We start from the raw sequence: 17,396 nt of genomic DNA, 5'->3' as shown, positions 1-17,396 counted from the left end.
CAAAAATCGCAAAGGAAGGTCGCATGGCCGAGCCCGCAGGCGCTCCGCAGGAATACGGTGCGGATTCAATCAAGGTTCTCAAAGGCTTGGAGGCGGTGCGCAAACGCCCCGGCATGTATATCGGTGACACCGATGACGGCTCGGGTCTGCATCACATGGTCTATGAGGTGGTGGATAACGGCATCGACGAGGCGCTGGCGGGTCACGCCGATTTCGTGCGCGTGAAAATCCACGCCGACAACAGCGTTTCCGTGCGCGACAACGGCCGGGGCATTCCCGTGGACATGCACGCTGAAGAGGGCGTTTCGGCCGCCGAGGTCATCATGACCCAGCTTCACGCCGGTGGGAAATTCGACCAGAATTCCTACAAGGTCTCGGGCGGTCTGCATGGCGTCGGCGTGTCGGTGGTGAACGCGCTGTCCGTCTGGCTGGAGCTGCGCATCTGGCGCAACGGTCAGGAGCATTTCGCCAAGTTCGAACATGGCGAAACGACCGAGCATCTGCGCGTGGTCGGCGACGCGCCGGGCGAAAGCGGCACCGAGGTGCGCTTCCTGGCCTCGACCGACACGTTCTCCAACCTCGAATACAGTTTCGAAACGCTGGAAAAGCGGCTGCGCGAGCTGGCCTTCCTGAACTCCGGCGTGCGCATCATTCTGGAAGACGAGCGCCCCGCAGAGCCGCTCAAGACCGAGCTGCATTACGATGGCGGTGTGAAGGAATTCGTCAAATATCTCGACCGGTCGAAACAGCCGATGATGCCCGATCCGATCTATATGGTCGGTGAAAAGGACGGCATCGGGGTCGAGGTCGCGATGTGGTGGAACGACAGCTACCATGAGAATGTGCTGCCCTTCACCAACAACATCCCGCAGCGCGACGGCGGCACCCATATGGCGGGCTTTCGCGGCGCGCTGACCCGGACGCTGACGAAATACGCCGCCGAAAGCGGCATCGCCAAGAAGGAGAAGGTCAGCTTCACCGGCGACGATGCCCGCGAGGGGCTGACCTGCGTGCTGTCGGTGAAGGTGCCCGATCCGAAATTCTCCAGCCAGACCAAGGACAAGCTGGTCAGCTCCGAAGTGCGGCCCGCGGTCGAGAACCTGGTGAACGAAAAGCTGGGGGAATGGTTCGAGGAGCATCCGGGAGAGGCCAAGATCATCGTCGGCAAGATCGTCGAGGCGGCACTGGCGCGCGAGGCGGCGCGCAAGGCGCGCGAGCTGACGCGGCGCAAGAACCCGATGGATGTGAATTTCCTCGCCGGCAAGCTCAAGGACTGCTCGGAAAAGGATCCGTCCAAGACCGAGCTGTTCATCGTCGAGGGCGACTCCGCCGGCGGCTCGGCCCAGACCGGGCGCGACCGGGGCACGCAAGCGATCCTGCCGCTCAAGGGCAAGATCCTGAACGTCGAGCGCGCGCGCTTCGACCGGATGCTCGGCAGCCAGGAGATCGGCAATCTGGTGATGGCGCTTGGCACCGGCATCGGGCGCGACGAATTCGATATCAGCAAGCTGCGCTATCACAAGATCATCCTGATGACCGACGCCGATGTCGACGGCGCGCATATCCGGACGCTGCTGCTGACCTTCTTCTACCGGCAGATGCCGGAGCTGATCGAAGGCGGCTATCTCTATATCGCGCAGCCGCCGCTGTATAAGGTCTCGCGCGGGAAGTCCGAGGTCTATGTGAAGGACCAGGGCGCGCTGGACGATTACCTCATCCAGCAGGGCGTCGACGGCGCGCATCTGACGCTGGGCACGGGCGAGGTGATCGCCGGGCAGGATCTGGTCCGGGTGATCGACGAGGCGCGGCAGCTCAAGCGCGTGCTCGACGCCTTTCCGACGCATTATCCGCGCCACATCCTGGAACAGGCGGCAGTGGCCGGCGCCTTTGTGCCCGGTGCCGTGGATGCGGATCTGCAGGGCGTCGCCGACCGCGTGGCCCAGCGGCTCGACATGGTGGCGCTGGAATACGAGAAGGGCTGGCAGGGCCGGATCACTCAGGATCGCGGCATCCGTCTGGCGCGAATCCTGCGCGGAGTGGAAGAGGTCCGCACGCTCGACGGGCCGATGCTGCGCTCGGGCGAGGCGCGCAAGACCGGCAGTTTCACCCAGGCGTTGCAGGCGGTCTATGCCACTGCGGCAACGCTCGATCGCAAGGACCGGCGGCAGGCGATCTATGGGCCGTTGGGGCTGTTGCAGGCGATCCTGGAAGAGGGCGAAAAGGGTCTGACGCTACAGCGCTACAAGGGGCTGGGCGAGATGAACCCCGGTCAGCTTTGGGAAACGACGCTGGATCCGGACGCGCGCACGCTGCTCCAGGTGCGGATCGACGACATGACCGAGGCGGACGACATCTTTACCAAGCTGATGGGCGACGTGGTGGAGCCGCGCCGTGATTTCATCCAGAAAAACGCGCTGAGCGTCGAGAACCTCGACTTCTGAGAGAGCGGTGGGCAGGGTTGCCCACCCCACACGCGTCGCTCAGGGCGTGGGGCTTGCCACGGCCGCGCCCTGGCGTGCGATGCTGTCGGCGATAAGCGCGGGGGTGTCGACCCAGGCGATGAAGGGCGGCAGCATCGGGCCGTTGAAGCCGGCGGCGGCCAGCGCGGCGGGCACATCGTCTTCCATATGGCCGGATTCCTGGGCGAAATAGGGCAGGCAGATCGCCTGCCCCAGCCCCTGCGCCACATCCTTCAGAAACGGCGGCTGTTCGATGAAACCGGTGCGCGTGGTGGTGAGCCCGAGCCCCGCGTGCAGTGCGCGGGCAAAGCCGTAGGCGCTGTCGGCGCTGGTGCGCGACACCGCGCTGCCATGGGCGGCGACCACCAGCGCGGTCTCGTCCGGGCGCCAGCCATGCAGCGCCAGAAGCGCCCGCAGCTCGCGCAGCGCGCAGGTCACCAGATCGGGTTCGACCCCGAAGGGATCCAGCATCCGCAGCCCGAGAGCGCGGGCTTTCTTGGCAAGGACCTGCCCGGTAAACCAGCCGCGCGCCATGAAAAACGGGTAGATCAGCGGTGCGCTCAGCTCTTCGATCGCGGCCTCCAGCCGGCCCTTCGCGGCCAGCGTGGCGCCTTCGATGCGCCAGCCATCCATGCGCGCAGCCACCCGTGCGGCCAGCGCGCGCAGCGCGGCCTCCTGAGTCTCGGGATCCGAGGGGCTGCCATGCGCGACGATGAGCGCTGAACGGGGGGGCTCTGCGGTCTGAGCCATAGGGCGGGTGTCTCCTTGCGGGCGCGTGGGGGCGAGTCTGGAAGATGATGCACGTTGGCGTCAGGCCAATGCTAGTCGATTCGACGGCCAACGTCGCCCCGTCAGAGGGGCGGTTGCCACACCGTGAGGCAGCTTGAGGGGTTTGCGCCCGAGGGTTGGGCGCCTGCGGAACTTGCTGAACGCTGGGTGGTTATCCTATCAACCCCGTTCAAGAGGAGTGTGTCATGACTCATCGCAATGCCAAAACCGAGCATGACATCTCGCATCCGCGAGATGTGCGCGCCGGGCCAGGGGATGCAGGGGCGACGGACCGGCCCACCCATTTGCCCGAGCATTCCGAGGATCGCCGTGAAGGCCGCAGCGCGACGAGGCTGTTGCTCTGGCTGGTGATTTTCGGCGTGATCGTGGTGTTGTTGCTCGACCGCCTGTCGGTCATCTGATCGGGGGCGGTGCTCAGATCGCCCCCAGAATCCCGAGCGGCACCGCCACCGCCGCCGCGATCATCAGGTTGCCCAGCAGTGTGAACACCCCGTCCCGGGCAAGAAGCCCGGTGGCCAGCAGCAGCACCGCGCCGCCGAGCAGCGACGACGAGAACGGCACCAGCTCGAGAAACGGCATTGCGCTGCCGCAGAGAAAGCACAGCGCCTGCGACCATTTGCGAAACGGCCGCGCGGTCAAGAGCCGCAGCCGGCGCCGGGCATGGCGGTCGAGCCAGTCGCTCACCTGCCGCAACCGGCCGATCGCGCCTTGCGTATGGGCGGCATCGATGCGCAGCTTTCGCACCGCGCGCGGCAGCCAGAGATGCCGGTGCGAGAGCAGCATCTGCCCCGAGACAAAGGCGATGCTCAGCCCGCACAGGCTCGAAAACAAGGGGATCCCAGAGAGCGGCGAGACCACCAGAAGCGCCGGCAGCATCAGCGCGGGAAGGAACGAGCGTTCGCCGGTGTCGCGCAGAAGCGCCTGTAGCGTCAGCTCGTCGCGTTCGGCGGCGGCGGCGTCGATCCGGTCGACGATTTCGCCCACCGGGCGCAAGCTGGGGTCGGCAGTCGTCATGGCGCTGTCCTTCTGCGGTTCGGGCGGCTGTCGGGGGTCAACGCCGCGCGCAAGGCGGGGGTTCCCCGGCCGGCTCGGCTCGCTGCGTGAAAAAGAGGCAGGCAGAGCGCGATGCAGGGTGCTAGGGTCCGCCGGGTGGCCGGTGCGAATCCGGTGCAGCGCAGGGGGGCCGGTTGGCCAAAAGCCGCGGACAACACAGCGTCACCTGGCGGGCGAGACCCGGAGTCGTGACGCGCGCCGTGCTGAGCCACGGGCATATTCTTTCGGCGATCTTTCTGCCGCCCGCCGCGTTGGCACTGGCCGAGGGGCAATGGTTGCTGGCGGCGATGACCGGCGGTGCCGCCACCCTCTGCTTTGGCGCGGGTCTGGCCGGGCGGCGGCTGCCGCCGCCGCACGACCTGCGCGCGATCGAGGCGGTCTGCACATTGGTTGCGCTGTTCCTTTTTGCCGCTGTGCTGCCGGTTCCCGCCTTTATGGTGCTGGGGCTCGGCCCGCTGGACGCGCTGTTCGAATCCGTCTCGGGCATCACCTCGACGGGGCTTTCGGTGGCGGGCGATATCTATGACTGGCCGATGGCCGGGCATCTGCTGCGCGGATGGCTGCTGTGGTCGGGCGGCTTCGCCATCGCGGTGGCGGGCAGCGCGCTGATTCTGGGGCCCGGCAACGTGGCGCAGGCGATGGGCGAGGCCGGCATCGAGGAACGCGACATCCTCAGCTCGACCCGCGCCCAGGCGCGGGCCCTGCTCTGGGTCTATTCGGCGATCACCGTGGCGTCGATCCTGGCGCTGCGGCCCTTCATGCCGAACTGGTGGGAATCGGTGATGATCGCGCTGTCGGCGGTCTCGACCGGAGGGTTCTCGCCGCGCCCGGATTCGCTGGCCTCCTATTCCACCGCCGCGCAGGTGGTGACGATGGTCGCCTGTCTCGCCACCTCGGTGTCGCTGCTTTTCTATGTCTATGCCAAGCGCCACGGCGTCCGGGCGGCCTGGGAGAAAAGCAACACCGGCGCGGTTCTGGGCGCGGCGCTGGCCGGCAGTATCGTCGTGGTGGTGCTGTTGCTCATCGACGGGATCTATCAGCCGCTGGTGCTGCTTCAGACCGCGCTGAACTTCGTCTCCGGCATGACCACGGCGGGGTTCTCGGTGGCGCCGGTGATCGACTATCCGCCGCTTGTGGCGCTGGTGCTTGCCGGCATGTTCGTGGGCGGCGGCATCGGCTCGACCGCCGGCGGCATCAAGATCGACCGCGCGCTGTTGCTGGCGAAAAGCGTGCATCTGACGCTGACGCGGCTGCGGTCGCCGGCGCGCGCCGTGACCAATCTGACCGAGCGCGGCCGCGAGATCGCGCAGGAGCGGATCGTGGCCATCGCGGCGGTGCTGTTCTGCTATGTGGGCTTTGCCTTTGTCTTCTGGCTGATCTTCATCGCCTCGGGGGTCGATGCGCTGCACGCCAGTTTCGAAATCATCTCGGCGCAATCGACGGCGGGCCTGTCCGTGGGCATCTCCGAACCGTCGCTTGCACCGCATCTCAAGGCGGCGCTGATCGCGGCCATGCTGTTGGGGCGGCTGGAATTCATCGCGCTGATTGCAGCGCTGTCGCCCGCGACCTGGAGAAAAAGGAGATAAACCATGCGTGTGGTGATTGTGGGAGCCTCCCGCTTCGGCACCTCCACGGCCCAGGAGCTGCTCGCGAACGGGCACGAGGTTGTGCTGGTCGATGAAAAGCCCGAGCGGCTGAAGGCCGCGCGGGAGCATCTGGATTGCGGCATGGTGGAGGGCGACGGGTCGCTGCCCACGGTGCAGCGCGATGCGTTCGGCGATCACGCGGATGCGCTGGTGCTGCTGACCAATATGGACGATGTGAACATCCTGGCGGCGGTGGTTGGCCGGTCGGTGGGCTTTCCCCGCGTGGTGCCGCAGATCGTGCGACCGGAATTGCTGAGCGTCTGCGAAGAGCTGGGGCTGACCGATCTGATCACACCCCATGCGATGGTGGCGCGTTCGATCGTGCGAGTGGTCGAGGGCGGCGCCGATGCGGCGCTGGACCTGCGCCATTTCAAGGGAGTCCAGGTGCTGGGCTACCGGATCGGCAAGCGCTGCCACGGCTGGACCGCCTCGGATTTCGAGCTGCCCGAACAGGCCCGGATCATCGGGTTGGCGCGCGGCGAGGAGGGCGAGGATTTCGTCTTCGACATCGAGGAACTGCGCGAGGGCGACCGGCTGATCCTGGTGGCCTCGCCCAAGGCGCATGCCAAGCTCGACGCGCTGTTTGCCGAGCCGCCCGAGCCCGCGCGCAACGACAAGGACCCTGACTAGGGCTGATGCGGCGCGGGGTCAGAGCCCGAACAGCGAGGCGAGCAGGGGCAGGAGCGCCCAGAAGATCCCCGACATCGGCGGCTCTTCGAACTGCACCTCCTCGTCGCTCTGGCCGTCTTCGGCGGGGTCTTCCTCGTAATCGGAAAGATCGTCGGGAAGCGGCACCATCGGCAGGCCCGCAAGCGTCGGAGCCGCCGCCGCGCTTTGCGGCAGGGACGGCGGGAGCGGGACGGGGGCCGCGCCGTCCGGCGACCCGTCGTCGGAGGCATCCGCAAGGGCGGCGGGCTGATCCATTCCGGCCTCCGTTTCCGCCCGGGTTACAGCCTCTGCCTCGGCGGCTGCGGTTTCGTCCCCGGGCAGGCGCACCAGCGTCGGCTGGCTGAGTGCGGCGAAGGCGATGTCGTCTCCTGCCGCGGCAACCGGCGCGTCCGCCGGATCGCCGGGCGCGGCATCGTCATCGCCGCTGCCGAGCTGCGTCAGCGCATCGGAAAAGGCGGGGGTCGGGGTGAAGCCCGACAGCGTGACCTCGAGGATCTCGCCCCGGTCCAGCTCGGCCGTGACATAGCCCTCGGAAAAGACCTCTGCCGGGTCCAGTTCCTCGACCGTGGCGGTGGCGTTGTTGGAGCCGGGGGCCTCGCCATCGGCCACACCCAGCCGCCGCGCGGAGACGCTGCCGACGCTGTCGATAAGCTGCGCGGTGTCGATCAGCGTGTCGGTGGGGCCGTCCGCCGTGGAGGCGATGTAAAGCGTCACCGCGTCATTGCCATAGAACCCGTGCACGTCCACGCCGGGCAGCTCGGCCTCGGTCTCGCGGGGATCGGCCGCGTTGAAATCGAGCATGGTCGTGCCCGGCAGCGTGTCCGACATCATCGCATAGAACCGGCCCGCCGGCGACAGCGTGTCATAGCTGTGGCCGGTGCTGAGCGCGTTGTCGGAATTTTGCAGGAGCGGCCAGACATGCGCCTCATCGACCCCGGCGCGGGCGAATTCCTCGACCATGTTCAGCATCTCATGGGCCTGAAACAGCCCGTAATCCTCGTCGCGCTCGAACAAGGCGCTTTGCCCGGACTGGTTCCATTCGGTGACATAGGTCTCGAGATCGGCAAAGCGCGGATCCTCGCCCCAGGTCTCGGAAATGGCGTCGAGCATCAGGCCGCGCTGGCCGTCGAGCGCGGGTTCCTTGGAATAGACATGCGCTGCGATGGCATCGACCGCGTCGATCTCGGCAGGCTCGTCGAAATAGGACATGACGATGTGGTTGTTGACCTCGATCCAGTTTACCTCGCCATTGCCGCGGATCACCTCGCCGTCCAGCTCCAGATCGTAACGCGCGTTCAGATCCTCGACGATCTCTGCCGCCGAAAGCCCGTCATAGCCGCCGTCCAGCGCGGACTCGCCGAAATTCGTGCCCATCTGGACCACGATCTCGACGGTTTCGGCCTGTGCATGCGTGGGCGCGAGGCGTGACAACTCATCATCGACGATTTCGGACATCTGGCTTGCAATGCGACCGTATTCGGTGGCCGACATCCGCCCGCTGCCCCAGTATTCGTTTCCGATCTCAAAGGCTTCGACCTGCGCGTCGCCATAGCGGCCGGTCACCGTGTCATGCACGAAATCGCGCAGCGCCGTTTCATCCACCTCGGCAAAGCGGTCGCCGTTCCCGTCGTGATCGGCCGAAAGCTGGTCGCGCGTGGGGATCACCAGCGTGACCGCAAGGTCGCGGGCGCCGGCGAACTCCATGAAATCGGAAATCGGGATGAAGTCGCGCGTCTCGCCGGTGTCGCGGTGGCTGACCACGGCAGCATCGGGGTTGGCGAGATCGAAATAGGCTTCGGTCAGCGAGCCGCCGGGATAGCGCAGCGCGGTGACGCCGCTGTCGCTGACCAGAGCGGCAAAGCGCGCATCGTCCTCGAGCGAGTCGCGATGCGCGAGAATATTGGCGCCGAACAGATCGGCGCCGACGGTTTCGGACAGTCCTGACAGGTTCAGAGCCGGCATGTGAAAAGCCCCCCGCTTGCATGTGATCGCTGCCAGACTGCCGGGGAAGAATTAATTCGATACTAGAAACAATGAGGCGCAAGCGGTTCTTTGTCCGAAATATACAAACAATTTGAACGTCCTGCCGGACAAGGGAGCGGGATCGGGCGCTGGCCGAAGGAAAACCCCGCTCTCCGCGGTGGAGAGCGGGGCACCAGGGTCGCGTGCCGCATGAGGGAAGTCGGGACAGGGTAACGGCCCGCGATGGGACAGGACGGATCAAGCGTCCTTGCAAGCCTAACGCTGTCGCGGGCCTAGGGTTCCACAGTGGCGGGTGTTTCTTTGCGCGCAGCCCGCAGCCGCTCCAGCTCGCCGTTGAGCTGCGCGCCCAAGAGTGTCACCAAGGCACTGACATAGAACCACAAAAGCAGCGCTACCACCGCGCCGAGCGAACCGTAGACCTCGTTCAGCCGGTCGAAATTGCGCACATAGCTGGTCAGCAGGAACGAGCCGGCGGCCCAGGCCAGCAAGGCCAGCAGCGCGCCGGGGGTGAACCAGCGCATCCGCGCCCGGCGACGGTTCGGCCCGTAGCGGTAGATGAGCGCGATGGCAAAGAAGACGACCGCCAGCAGGATCAGCCATTTGACCCCGCTTACCGCGAGTTCGATGTGGATCGGCAGGCCGAGAAAGGCCAGCGCGGCGGGCAGGATCACCACGGCGGCAAAGGCCACCAGCGCCACGATCACCAGCAGGGCGGTCAGCAGCACGGCGACGGCAAGACGGCGAAAGGCATTTTCGCGATGCGGCGTTTCGGCGATGGCGTTCAGCCCCCGGATAAGCGCCGCGACCGAGGCGCGCGACGACCAGATCGCCACCAGAATCGAAATGACCGACGCCCATTGCAGGGTGGAGCGATTGGTTGAAATGAGCTGGTTCACCTGTGTGGCGAGCAGCGTATAGGCCTGCTCGGGGATCATCTCGTGCAGCAGCTCCATCTGCTCCGAAATCACCGCCGGATCGGCCCAGTAGCCCCAGATCGCGATCACCGCCGAAATGGCCGGGAACAGCGACAGAAAGGCGTAAAAGGCCACGCCCGCCGCAATCAGCCCGAGATTGCGCTGATCCATGCGCTGCCAGGTGCCCCAAAGCGCGCGCAGCCAGTCCATGGCGCTCAGCTCTGCGGCGGGAGACGGGGGCAGCCCGGGGCTGCGGTCGGGAGGTGTTTCGCTCATGCGCCAAGCAGAGCGTCTCGCGCCCCGGGCGTCAATCCGCCTCCGGAAGCGCAGGGGAATTCCTGACAATTCGAGACAAATTGGCCCGTCAACGCCGCTTTAAGCCGAATCCGGTGCCTTGGGCAGAGATCGGGGCCCGCGCCCCGTGCCGCTGTCAGAAAGGAGCCGGATTCATGCCCATCGTCACTGTTCTCGCCCGCTGTCTCGTTCTTGGCCTTGCGCTGCTGGCCCTGGCCCTGCCGGGCGCCGCCGCGCCGTATGGCTGGGGGTCCGGCGGTGCGGTGCGGGTGATCGGCAACGATTCCGGAGGGGCGCTGAAACCGCGGATCGAGGAGGTGCGCCGGATGCGCGCGCGCGGCGACCGGGTGGAAATTCGCGGCAGCTACTGCCGGTCGTCCTGCACGCTCTATCTCGGAGCGGGCGATGTCTGCGTGAGCCCGGCGACGCAGTTCGGATTTCACGGGCCGGGCTATCCCGGCAGGCCGATCCGCTACGACCGCTTTGATTACTGGTCGCAGCGCATGGCGGCGCATTACCCGCCGGAACTGTCGGCCTGGTTCCTGACGCGGGCGCGTTTCGTGACCGCGGGCTACATGACGCTGAGCGGGGCAGAGCTGATCCGGATGGGGGTGCCGCCCTGCTGAAACCGGTCGCAGACAGAGCGGCCCCGGGGGGCCGCTCTGCTCTCCATCCCGGTGTCAGGGCTTGATATAGGTGAAACCGTCCATCTGGAGCTTGCTCAGCTCGGCGACGCCGGACATCACGATGTCGTCCTCCCAGACATCGTAGAGATCGTTGGAATAGTCGATCTTGCGGCCGACGAGCGTGTTGTTGCAGACATGGAAGCGAACGTTCTGCGATTTCAGCGAGCCGACGGAGGTCTGAAGCGCGGTGTCGCTGTTGGCGTCCTGAAGCAACCCGATGCCGTTGCCATGCAGCAGCACCTTCACCTCGATGTTCTCGGCGCCCACGGCGTTGATATGGTTCTGGATGTTGCGCAGGGCCCCGCGATAGGCCTTGTCGCCCTCGCCCCCCGGATAGTTGATGTGATAGACGACCTTCTGTTTGCCATAGGCCCCCATCTGCGCGGCGGCCTCGGTTGCGGTCAGCACGGCTGCGGCGGGCGCGGTCAGGCAAAGGCCTGCAAAGATACGGCGTGTGATCATGGTGATGTCCTCCCTGGCTGGCGGGCGCTTGCCCGGTCCGCAAAGGCTGGCACGCGGCAGCGCGCCGCGGGTAGCCGGACAATTCCCGTGATTTCTGTGAGGAAAGCCCCCGGGAAAACCCTAGGTTTGGCCTGAATCCCCCGCCGGACGGGCCTGTTCGCCCGCCACGCTGACCAGTTGCGCGGCGCTGCGCACGTCGAATTTGCGCAGCAGGTTCGAGCGGTGAAATTCGACCGTCTTCGGGCTTACGCCCAGCTCGGCGGCGATTTCCTTGCTCGACAGCCCCCGGCTCACAAGTTGCAGGATCTGCCGTTCGCGGCGTGTCAGATCGACCTCGGCGGCGGAGGGGCCGGCGGGCGCGACCGGGGTCAGCCCGCCGACGCTCCGCAGCCACAGCAAGAGCGCCACGATCCCCGCCAGCGAGACGGCCATGGTGATCCAGACCAGCGGCGGAATTTCGACCGAGGGCGGTGCGCGCTCGGCGGCGGGGGCGGTTTCGGCGCCATAGGCGGCAAGCAGCCGTTCCGCCGCAAGATAGCTGACCGGCGCGCGCCAGATGTCTTCGAGCCCGGTCTCGCCGTCACCGCTTTGCAGCAGCGCCAGCGCCACCGCGTTGATCAGCGCGGGGTCGGTGCGGGCCAGCGCCAGAAAGGGCCATTCGGGGTAAAGCCGGGTGCTGACCGCATCGGCATGGGTATAGCTCGCTCCGGGATCGAGAACCTCCAGCGCCGCCCGGTCGATCTTGCCATCGGCCGCCATGCGTTCCAGCAGACCGCTGCGCACGATGCCGATATCCGCATCTCCGGCCAGCACCGCCTCGACGATCCGGTCCATGGGAAAGCCCAGAAAGATCGTCTCGGAGGGTGCGCTCAGAAGGTCGATACCCTGCTCGCGCGCCTCGAACCAGACGGTCTGGAAACCGCCGAAGCCACGCGGGCTGACCGCCGCCACCCGCGCCCCGCGCAGCGCGCCGAAGGAATCGAGCCCGCTTCCTTTGCGCGCCACCAGCGTGCTGCCGAAGCTGGTGGCGCGGCTGCCGTCCGACAGACGGCGCGCGCGGGTGGCCAGCACGCTCATCGGATAGCTGCGGGCGAGCGTCAGGTAGTGGCCGGGATTGGTGACGAGGAAATCCAGCGCGCCGGTCTCGATCAGCAGCGCCGCCGAGCTGAGCGTTACCGGCACCAGCCGCACCGTTTCGCCGTCCAGCCGGGCGGAGAGATAGCCGGCGAGCGGCTGCCAGTTGTCGCTGGCGTCGTCCCAGCCGCGATAGGCCAGAACGCCGATACGGATGACATGCTCTTCGGCGTCCTGCGCGCGGGCGTGCGCCGGGGCAAACAGCATCATCAGGCCGCAGACCAGCAGCGCCGCGCAGAGGCGGAGCCGCGCGCCGCCCGTCAGTTGCCGCCGGTTTGCGCCCCGTCGCCGGTGGCGGGCCCGTCCTCCCCGGACCCGTCCGGCGCCGAGACCGGCGTCGCGGTCGTCAGAACCCCGTTGACCCATTCGCCCGAGGCCTCCTCCCCGGTGGCATAGCGCAGGACTCCCTCTCCCTGGCGCTTGCCGTCCCTGAACATTCCTTCGTAGACATCCCCGTTGGCATAGGTTGCCACGCCCATCCCATCGAAGGTGCCGTTCACCCAGCTCCCGTTATAGCGGAACCCGTCCGGCATGGTGATTTCGCCCTGCCCGTGGCGCCGGTCCTCGCGGAAATCGCCGGTATAGACGGTGCCGTCGGCGTAGCTGGCGGTGCCCTTGCCGTGGCGCTGGTTGTCTTTCCAGTCACCCTCGTAGCGATAGCCATCAGGATAGATGATCGTGCCCTGCCCGTTATAACGGGCATTGCTGAACGCGCCGTCATAGACCACGCCGTTGGGATAGGCGGCGCGGCCGCGCCCCTCGATCACCCCGTCGACCCAGTCGCCCTCGTAGGTCGAGCCGTCGGGATAGGTGGTCTTGCCCCGACCATTCGCCAGATCGCCGCGGATCTCGCCCTCGTAGACCGAACCGTCGGGATAGACGACCTTGCCCTCGCCCTCGATCTGCCCGGCGACCCAGTTGCCCTCGAGCCGATAGCCGTCGGCGCCGGTGAAAACCCCGAAGCCCTGGCGCTGATCGTTGTTGAAGGCGCCCTCGTAGATGTCGCCGTTGGCATAGGTTTCCTTGCCGGTGCCCTCGCGGCGCCCGTCCACCAGCTCGCCCTCGTAGATGTCGCCATTGGGCAGGGTCAGCTTGCCGATGCCGTCCTGCTGCCCGTCGCGCCACATGCCCTCGTAAACGAGCCCGTCCGCCATCGTCAGCACGCCCTGGCCCGCGCGCTTGCCATTGGCCACGCGGCCCTCGTAGACCGAGCCGTCGGGATAGGTGATAGTGGCGTTGCCCTCTTCGACGCCGTTCACCCAGTCGCCCTCGTAGCGGTAGCCGTTCGGCGCTGTCATCACGCCGCGCCCGTGGTGGAGCGCGTTGCGGAAGGCGCCTTCGTAGCGCGAACCGTTGGCGTATTGGATCACGCCCTTGCCGGTAATCTTGCCGTCGAGCCAGGAGCCTTCGTAGATGCTGCCATCGGCCAGCACGATACGCCCGATCCCCTCGGGCTTGCCCTTGGCGAACTGGCCCTCGTAGATCGCGCCGCTGGGATAGCGCGCCACGCCCTTGCCGGTGATCTCGCCCGCGACCCAGTCGCCGGTATATTCGAACCCGTTGGGCAGCCGGTAGGTGCCGGTACCGTCGCGCAGCCCGTCGCGGAAGGTGCCCTCATAGACCCCGCCATCGTCGAATTGCTTGGTGACGATCTCGTCTTCCTGCGCCGGAGCGCTGCCGGCCCATGCCAGAAAGGCGGCTGCTGCGGCAATCGTTCTGCCTGCGCGTGTCATTGCTCGTTCCTTGCCGGATTGCCTCTCCTTGTGGCCGGAAAGTATCGAAGCCCCCCCGGGCTGACAATCTCTTTTGCCCCGGGGCGCTTTCCCTCCGGCGTGGTTCTGCTATGTCGGCACGAGGATGTGATTGAAAGGACAGGGCGTATGGCCGACCGTTTCCGCCTGACCATCGCGCAGCTCAACCCGACCATGGGCGACCTCGCGGGCAATGCCGCGCAGGCGCGCGACGCCTGGGAAAAGGGCAAGGCGGCGGGGGCCGATATGGTGGCGCTGCCCGAGCTGTTCATCGCGGGTTACAACCCGCAAGACCTGCCGATGAAGCATGTCTTCACACTCGATTGCATGGCGGCGGTGAAGCGGCTGGCGGAAGACTGCGCCGACGGGCCGACGCTGGGCATCGGCACGCCCTGGGTGGAGGGGACAGAGCTTTACAATGCCTATGTCATCTGCCGGGACGGCAAGATGATGACCCAGGTCTTCAAGCATCACCTGCCCAATTACAACGTCTTCGACGAGCTGCGCATCTTCGACAGCGGCCCCATCGGCGGACCTTACGCGGTGGGCAACACCCGCGTCGGCTCTCCCATCTGCGAGGATGCCTGGTACGAGGACGTGGCCGAGACCCTGGCCGAGACCGGCGCGGAATTCCTGCTGGTGCCCAATGGCTCGCCCTATTTCCGCAACAAATACGAGACGCGGCTGAACAAGATGGTCGCCCGCGTGGTCGAGACCGGGCTGCCGCTGATCTATCTGAACATGGTGGGCGGACAGGACGACCAGATCTTCGACGGCGGCAGTTTCGCGCTGAACCCGCATGGCGCGGTGGCGGTGCAGCTTCCGGTCTTCGAGGAGGCGCTGGCGCATGTGGATCTGGAGCGCACCGAAGACGGCTGGCGCGTCCTGGAGGGCGATTTCACCCGCCATCCCGACGCGATGGAGCAAGATTACCACGCCATGGTGCTGGCGCTGCGCGACTATTGCCGCAAGACCGGCTTCGGCAAGGTGCTGCTGGGGCTGTCGGGCGGTGTCGATTCCGCGCTGGTGGCGACCATCGCGGTGGATGCGCTGGGCGCGGAGAATGTGCGCTGCGTCATGCTGCCCTCGGAATACACCTCCGAGCATTCGCTGGAAGATGCCAGATCCTGCGCCGAGAACCTCGGCTGCCATTACGATTTTGTGCCCATCGCCGAGGGGCGCGAGGCGATCACCAACACGCTGGCGCCGCTTTTCGAGGGTCTGAAACCGGATCTGACCGAGGAAAACATCCAGTCGCGCCTGCGTGGGCTGCTGCTGATGGCGCTCAGCAACAAGTTCGGCGAGATGCTGCTCACCACCGGCAACAAATCCGAGGTCGCGGTGGGCTATGCCACGATCTATGGCGACATGGCGGGCGGCTACAACCCGATCAAGGATCTCTACAAGACCCGCGTCTTCGACATCTGCCGCTGGCGCAATGCCCATCACCGGCCCTGGATGAAAGGGCCGGAGGACGCCCCGATCCCCGAGCGCATCATCACCAAACCGCCCTCGGCCGAGCTGCGCGAGGATCAGAAGGACAGCGACTCGCTGCCCGATTACCCGGTGCTCGACGGTATTCTTCAGATCCTCGTGGACGATGACGGCTCCATCGCCGATTGCGTCGCGGCGGGCTATGACCGGGCCGATGCCAAGAAGGTGGAGCACCTGCTCTATATCTCGGAATACAAGCGCTTTCAGTCGGCGCCCGGCGCGCGGCTGTCGAAACGCGCCTTCTGGCTCGACCGGCGCTATCCGATCGTCAACCGTTGGCGGGACGAGAGCTGATCCGATGCAGGCGACCATCCTCTTCGTCGTTCCCCGTTTTCACACCAACCTCTATTTCGCCACCAAGGCGCTGGTCGAGGCCGGGGCCAGGGTCGCGGTCTGGGGGTCCAGCTCCGGCGGCGCCGAGGACCACAGCCATGTCACCCCGCAGGTGTTTCGCGATCCGTCCGACATTGCGGCGATGACCGAGGCGTGGCGCGCGCTGAATCCCGACATCGCCTTCCTGCGCAACAGCGCCAAGCTGCGCTTTGCGGCGGCCCGGATCGGGCGGCGGCAGGGTACGGCGCTCTGGTCTTACGATCTGCACCCCTATCACCGGCACGAGCCGTTTTCGCGCCGCTTCTACCTGTGGCGCAAGGGGCTGCCGATCCGCCGGGTGACCGCGAGCCTGGGGTTGGAGAGCACGCCGCCGGACCGTTGGGCGCGCTATCTGCCCTGGCCGGTGGTGGGGGACCCGCCGCCGCCGATGCCGGACCGCAGCAGCGCCGGGGGCCCGGTCACCGTGCTCTGCGTCGCCAAGCTCGCCCGCAAGCGCAAGATGCAGCATCTGGTGATCGACGGGATGCGCGCGGCGGGCCGGGCCGGCAAGGCGCGGCTGATCCTGATCGGCTCCGAGCGCGAGTCCGAGCTTGCCGAGGATATGGCGCATTACGCGGCGCTGAAGGCCGAGGCGGCGTCGGAGGACTGGATCGAGATGCGCGGTCTGATCCCCTATGCCGAGATGCCGGCGCTCTATGCGCAATCCGGCATCTGCATCCTGCCCAGTTTCGACGAGCCGCTGGGTTTTGCCCCGGCGGAATCCATGGCCTTCGGCTGCGTGCCGGTGATTTCGACCGAGGCCGGTTCGGCGGGTTATATCCGGGAGGGCGAGAACGGCCTTCTGGTCGATCCGCACGATCCTGCCACGGTCGAAACGGCCCTGACCCGTCTCATCGACGACGCGGCGCTGCGGCTGCGGCTGGGGCAAGGCGCGCGCGAGACGGCGCTGGGCGAACTCGGGCCCGCTCGGTTCGTGGAGCGGATGCAGGGGCTGATCGCCGAGGGGTAGGGCGTTCCGAATCCGGAAGCTCGGCTTAGGGTCCAAACGACCGCATCGCAGCGGATGCCTTCGCCGCGAGTGCCTTCGCCCGGCCCCGGCCCAAACTTGTCCTTCGCCTTCAATTACCCATTCTCGTGATGCAGACGCGCATCCCTGGGCCATTGGACGACCGAAGTAGCGGACCGCACTCCTGATCGCGGCGAGTGACGCGGCATAGGCGAACTTAGCATTCTGATCTTCGGGCGGATTTCGGACAGTTTGCGATTTTGGTCGAGAGTCGCCACAAATGGGTGCTATATGTGTCTAGAAGTGTTTGTCTCTAAGACCTATTTGGAGGTGGACCATCATAAGGTAAGAAGTTGTTCAATGAAATTTACTACAGTCGCAGTGGTGCTCGCATCTTTTGGCGCAACATGCGGAGCGGCCAAAGCGGATCCCGCAGAACGCTTGGCTGAGATATTAACGAGAGACAATCTTTCGCCCGACAACATCCTGATGTCCAAGACAACGGCATCGTTTGAAGGATGCATGCTTAAACTGACGCTGGACAAGCTAGATGCTTGCTCGCATGGCGCCAGCTTTGGAGAGATAGAAAGTATCATCGATATCCGAGTGTTAAAAACTCGGAAAGAAGATGTCAGGGAAGGTCTGAAAAACCTCGCGCTCTGAGGGGTTTGGTATAGACTTTGCGGGACGAAGAAGGAAGCCCCATCATGCCCAAGCAGCCCG

15 protein-coding genes are annotated in these 17,396 nt (G+C 66.1%); 8 read left to right on the top strand and 7 right to left on the bottom strand.

Going from position 1 to position 17,396, the window contains the following annotated elements:
• The first annotated feature begins 23 nt into the window (after positions 1–23).
• A complete protein-coding gene (gene gyrB, locus M4578_RS16750; RefSeq protein WP_258094440.1) occupies positions 24–2,441 on the top strand; it encodes a DNA topoisomerase (ATP-hydrolyzing) subunit B in 2,418 nt (805 codons plus the stop codon).
• Positions 2,442–2,480: 39 nt separating this feature from the next.
• On the opposite strand, the gene M4578_RS16745 is transcribed toward gyrB, so the two are convergent.
• A complete protein-coding gene (locus tag M4578_RS16745) occupies positions 2,481–3,209 on the bottom strand; it encodes a CbiX/SirB N-terminal domain-containing protein (RefSeq protein WP_258094439.1) in 729 nt (242 codons plus the stop codon).
• 224 nt (positions 3,210–3,433) lie between these two features.
• Here M4578_RS16745 and M4578_RS16740 point away from each other — a divergent pair, with 224 nt between their 5' ends.
• Positions 3,434–3,649 (top strand): hypothetical protein, encoded by a 216-nt coding sequence (locus tag M4578_RS16740; protein WP_258094438.1) that lies wholly within the window; start codon positions 3,434–3,436, stop codon positions 3,647–3,649.
• A gap of 13 nt (positions 3,650–3,662) precedes the next feature.
• Here the strand turns inward: M4578_RS16740 and M4578_RS16735 are convergent, their stop codons facing one another.
• A complete protein-coding gene (locus M4578_RS16735) occupies positions 3,663–4,262 on the bottom strand; it encodes an exopolysaccharide biosynthesis protein (protein WP_258094437.1) in 600 nt (199 codons plus the stop codon).
• A gap of 227 nt (positions 4,263–4,489) precedes the next feature.
• On the opposite strand from M4578_RS16735, the gene M4578_RS16730 reads away from it, so the two are divergent.
• Together M4578_RS16730 and M4578_RS16725 are read left to right on the top strand one after the other, a co-directional pair.
• On the top strand, positions 4,490–5,887 hold the full coding sequence (locus M4578_RS16730; RefSeq protein ID WP_258094436.1) for a TrkH family potassium uptake protein: 1,398 nt from the start codon (positions 4,490–4,492) through the stop codon (positions 5,885–5,887).
• Between the two features lie 3 nt (positions 5,888–5,890).
• Entirely contained in the window at positions 5,891–6,577 is a 687-nt protein-coding gene (locus tag M4578_RS16725; protein ID WP_258094435.1) for a potassium channel family protein, read from the top strand.
• A gap of 18 nt (positions 6,578–6,595) precedes the next feature.
• On the opposite strand, the gene M4578_RS16720 is transcribed toward M4578_RS16725, so the two are convergent.
• Positions 6,596–8,578, bottom strand: coding sequence for a type I secretion protein (locus M4578_RS16720; protein ID WP_258094434.1), 1,983 nt, complete (start codon positions 8,576–8,578; stop codon positions 6,596–6,598).
• Positions 8,579–8,871: 293 nt separating this feature from the next.
• Positions 8,872–9,789, bottom strand: coding sequence for a YihY/virulence factor BrkB family protein (locus M4578_RS16715; RefSeq protein WP_258094433.1), 918 nt, complete (start codon positions 9,787–9,789; stop codon positions 8,872–8,874).
• Between the two features lie 173 nt (positions 9,790–9,962).
• On the opposite strand from M4578_RS16715, the gene M4578_RS16710 reads away from it, so the two are divergent.
• On the top strand, positions 9,963–10,433 hold the full coding sequence (locus M4578_RS16710; RefSeq protein ID WP_258094432.1) for a hypothetical protein: 471 nt from the start codon (positions 9,963–9,965) through the stop codon (positions 10,431–10,433).
• Positions 10,434–10,487: 54 nt separating this feature from the next.
• Here M4578_RS16710 and M4578_RS16705 read toward each other — a convergent pair whose 3' ends face one another.
• The 3 genes from M4578_RS16705 to M4578_RS16690 form a co-directional block, all read right to left on the bottom strand.
• A complete protein-coding gene (locus M4578_RS16705; RefSeq protein ID WP_258094431.1) occupies positions 10,488–10,955 on the bottom strand; it encodes a DsrE family protein in 468 nt (155 codons plus the stop codon).
• A gap of 120 nt (positions 10,956–11,075) precedes the next feature.
• Positions 11,076–12,299: a PhnD/SsuA/transferrin family substrate-binding protein gene (locus tag M4578_RS25710; RefSeq protein ID WP_274705665.1), complete on the bottom strand. Its 1,224-nt coding sequence runs from the start codon at positions 12,297–12,299 to the stop codon at positions 11,076–11,078.
• A 50-nt stretch (positions 12,300–12,349) separates the two neighbouring features.
• Positions 12,350–13,822 (bottom strand): MORN repeat-containing protein, encoded by a 1,473-nt coding sequence (locus M4578_RS16690; RefSeq protein WP_258094430.1) that lies wholly within the window; start codon positions 13,820–13,822, stop codon positions 12,350–12,352.
• A gap of 147 nt (positions 13,823–13,969) precedes the next feature.
• Between M4578_RS16690 and M4578_RS16685 the strand changes: the two genes are divergently transcribed.
• The 3 genes from M4578_RS16685 (at position 13,970) to M4578_RS16675 (ending at position 17,336) form a co-directional block, all read left to right on the top strand.
• A complete protein-coding gene (locus M4578_RS16685) occupies positions 13,970–15,628 on the top strand; it encodes an NAD+ synthase (RefSeq protein ID WP_258094429.1) in 1,659 nt (552 codons plus the stop codon).
• A 4-nt stretch (positions 15,629–15,632) separates the two neighbouring features.
• A complete protein-coding gene (locus tag M4578_RS16680) occupies positions 15,633–16,676 on the top strand; it encodes a glycosyltransferase family 4 protein (protein ID WP_258094428.1) in 1,044 nt (347 codons plus the stop codon).
• Positions 16,677–17,033: 357 nt separating this feature from the next.
• Positions 17,034–17,336 (top strand): hypothetical protein, encoded by a 303-nt coding sequence (locus M4578_RS16675; protein ID WP_258094427.1) that lies wholly within the window; start codon positions 17,034–17,036, stop codon positions 17,334–17,336.
• The last annotated feature ends 60 nt before the right edge of the window (positions 17,337–17,396 follow it).

It is taken from the genome of Salipiger pentaromativorans (assembly GCF_024721115.1).
GTDB classification, from domain to species: Bacteria; Pseudomonadota; Alphaproteobacteria; order Rhodobacterales; family Rhodobacteraceae; genus Salipiger; species Salipiger pentaromativorans.
The sequence above is the reverse complement of the archived record's forward strand: the minus strand, read 5'-3'. Positions and strand labels throughout refer to the sequence as shown.

Excerpts from the sequence above, each read along its gene's own strand:
- gyrB (WP_258094440.1), top strand. The coding sequence starts at position 24 with ATGGCCGAGCCCGCAGGCGCTCCGCAGGAATACGGTGCGGATTCAATC.
- M4578_RS16745 (WP_258094439.1), bottom strand. The coding sequence starts at position 3,209 with ATGGCTCAGACCGCAGAGCCCCCCCGTTCAGCGCTCATCGTCGCGCAT.
- M4578_RS16740 (WP_258094438.1), top strand. The coding sequence starts at position 3,434 with ATGACTCATCGCAATGCCAAAACCGAGCATGACATCTCGCATCCGCGA.
- M4578_RS16735 (WP_258094437.1), bottom strand. The coding sequence starts at position 4,262 with ATGACGACTGCCGACCCCAGCTTGCGCCCGGTGGGCGAAATCGTCGAC.
- M4578_RS16725 (WP_258094435.1), top strand. The coding sequence starts at position 5,891 with ATGCGTGTGGTGATTGTGGGAGCCTCCCGCTTCGGCACCTCCACGGCC.
- M4578_RS16720 (WP_258094434.1), bottom strand. The coding sequence starts at position 8,578 with ATGCCGGCTCTGAACCTGTCAGGACTGTCCGAAACCGTCGGCGCCGAT.
- M4578_RS16715 (WP_258094433.1), bottom strand. The coding sequence starts at position 9,789 with ATGAGCGAAACACCTCCCGACCGCAGCCCCGGGCTGCCCCCGTCTCCC.
- M4578_RS16710 (WP_258094432.1), top strand. The coding sequence starts at position 9,963 with ATGCCCATCGTCACTGTTCTCGCCCGCTGTCTCGTTCTTGGCCTTGCG.
- M4578_RS16705 (WP_258094431.1), bottom strand. The coding sequence starts at position 10,955 with ATGATCACACGCCGTATCTTTGCAGGCCTTTGCCTGACCGCGCCCGCC.
- M4578_RS25710 (WP_274705665.1), bottom strand. The coding sequence starts at position 12,299 with ATGATGCTGTTTGCCCCGGCGCACGCCCGCGCGCAGGACGCCGAAGAG.
- M4578_RS16690 (WP_258094430.1), bottom strand. The coding sequence starts at position 13,822 with ATGACACGCGCAGGCAGAACGATTGCCGCAGCAGCCGCCTTTCTGGCA.
- M4578_RS16685 (WP_258094429.1), top strand. The coding sequence starts at position 13,970 with ATGGCCGACCGTTTCCGCCTGACCATCGCGCAGCTCAACCCGACCATG.
- M4578_RS16680 (WP_258094428.1), top strand. The coding sequence starts at position 15,633 with ATGCAGGCGACCATCCTCTTCGTCGTTCCCCGTTTTCACACCAACCTC.
- M4578_RS16675 (WP_258094427.1), top strand. The coding sequence starts at position 17,034 with ATGAAATTTACTACAGTCGCAGTGGTGCTCGCATCTTTTGGCGCAACA.